General features: G+C 62.0%; 1 protein-coding gene and 1 pseudogene. Both read left to right on the forward strand.

Going from position 1 to position 1,949, the window contains the following annotated elements; genetic code table 11:
• On the forward strand, window positions 1-1,546 hold a 1,546-nt coding region (locus AC1DT2_RS22085), incomplete at its 5' end, for a M1 family aminopeptidase (protein WP_477298756.1).
• Window positions 1,543-1,949: pseudogene (locus AC1DT2_RS22090) on the forward strand (hypothetical protein); the annotation flags it as partial. The gene AC1DT2_RS22085 and the pseudogene AC1DT2_RS22090, both read left to right, overlap by 4 nt.

Consider the following 1,949-nt stretch of genomic DNA (forward strand, 5'->3'; position numbering starts at 1 on the left):
TCATCTGGTCGGTCAGTGGTTCCCGAAGATCGGCGTGCTCGAGCTGCCGGGTGAGCGCGGGGCCACGGAGCCGCGCTGGAACGTGCACGAGTTCCACTTCAATAGCGAGTTTTACGCGGACTTCGGCGAGTACGACGTCCACATGACGGTGCCCAAAGACTACGTCGTGGGGGCCGTGGGTGAGCAGCAGGGCGATCCCACGCCGGAAGGTAACGATCTCAACTGGCATTTCATCCAGGCGGACGTGCATGACTTCGCCTGGATGGCCGCCCCCGGTTACAAGACGCTCGACGGCGAGTACACCGGCCCGGGCAGCCCGAGGGTCAAAGTCCGCGTGATCTACCCGGCCGAGTATGAAGGGGACGCCAAGCCGGTGCTCAAGGCATCGATCGACTCGATCGCCTATTTCTCGCAGACACTCGGCGCGTATCCGTACAAGACGCTGACCGCCGTCGTGCCGCCGTTCAACGCGAGTGAAGCGGGCGGCATGGAGTATCCGACGTTCTTCACCGCCGACAACTACAGTCCGGTTGCGCCGAAGACCTTGAACGAATTCCTGCTGGATTTCGTGACGATCCACGAGTTCGGACACGGCTATTTCTATGGGCTTCTGGCCTCGAACGAGTTCGAGGAGCCAATGCTCGACGAGGGGCTGAACGAGTATTGGGATGGACGCATGCTGCGCGAGCRGAACCAGCTGGTCTACCTCACGACACCGATGTGGAAGTTCTTCGGCGTCGAGGCACCCATGGGCGGCTTTATGCTCGAGCGCATGATGGCCACGTTGGCGCATCCGGCGGATCCACTCGGCCAGAATTCATGGGACCGCTTGTCGAGCTCGGCTTACGCCACGGTGTATTCGCGCACGTCCACGGCCATGCACGATCTCGAGGAGCGCCTGGGCAAACCGGTGATGGAGAAGGCCTTCCGCGACTACTACGCCACCTGGCATTTCCGTCATCCCTCGATTGCCGATCTCCAGGCGAGCCTCGCTGAATCGTCGGGCAAGCCTGCCGTCGTGGCCCAGGTCTTCGAGCAGTATGTGTATGGCACCGACACCGTGGACGATCGCGTCAGCGATATCGCCAGCGACGAAGTGCTCCCACTGGCAGGTACGTCGATCAAGGACGGCAAGCGCGTCGAGTTGAGCAACGACGATAACGACGAAGCCATCGAGAAACAGCGCAAGAATTGGGAGAAAGCTCATCCCGATGCAAGACCGGGCACGGGCCCGTTTCCATGGAAGACCACGGTGACCGTGCGTCGCGACGGTTCTCAGGTGCCGCAGATACTGAAGGTGACGTTCGCCGACGGCTCGGTGGACACCGTTCGCTGGGACGACGACCGTCGGTGGGCGCGGTTTGTCTTCACCCGACCGGTCAAGGCTACCTCGGCCGAACTCGACCCGGAGCGCAAGATCTATCTCGACGCGAACAAGCTAAACGACAGTCGCACCGTCGAAGAAAATCATGCCGCCTCGAACCGTTGGGGTTCGGACTTTGCCGCCCTTCTGCAGGGTATCTACACCATGCTGGGGACGCTATGAACAGCCATTCCAAACGTTCGGCTTTCGCAGCCATCGGTCACGGCGCCGTCGGCGGCCTTCAATGGCGCCTGTTGCTGCTGTGGATACTCATCTCGCTGTTGCCGACGCTCGTCGTCGCGCTGCCGCTGTGGAGCACGCTCGATACGCTACTGGGTCATTCCGTCCACGCCGAGGCCTGGGCGAAGCATTTCGACGGACTGATGTTCGGCGATGTCTTCGTTGCGCTGAACCGCGACAATCCGTGGATGGGCATGGCCTTCGTCGCGGGTGTGATCCTGACGCTGGCCGTTTCGCCCTTTCTCACGGGCATGGCCGTGGCCGGTGGACGTGCCGGGCGTGCATTGAGTTTTGGTGGCCTGCTACAGGGCGGCGCGACCGAGTATGGCCGCATGCTGCGCATGCT

The organism is Luteibacter sp. P4_E6 (assembly GCF_056401535.1).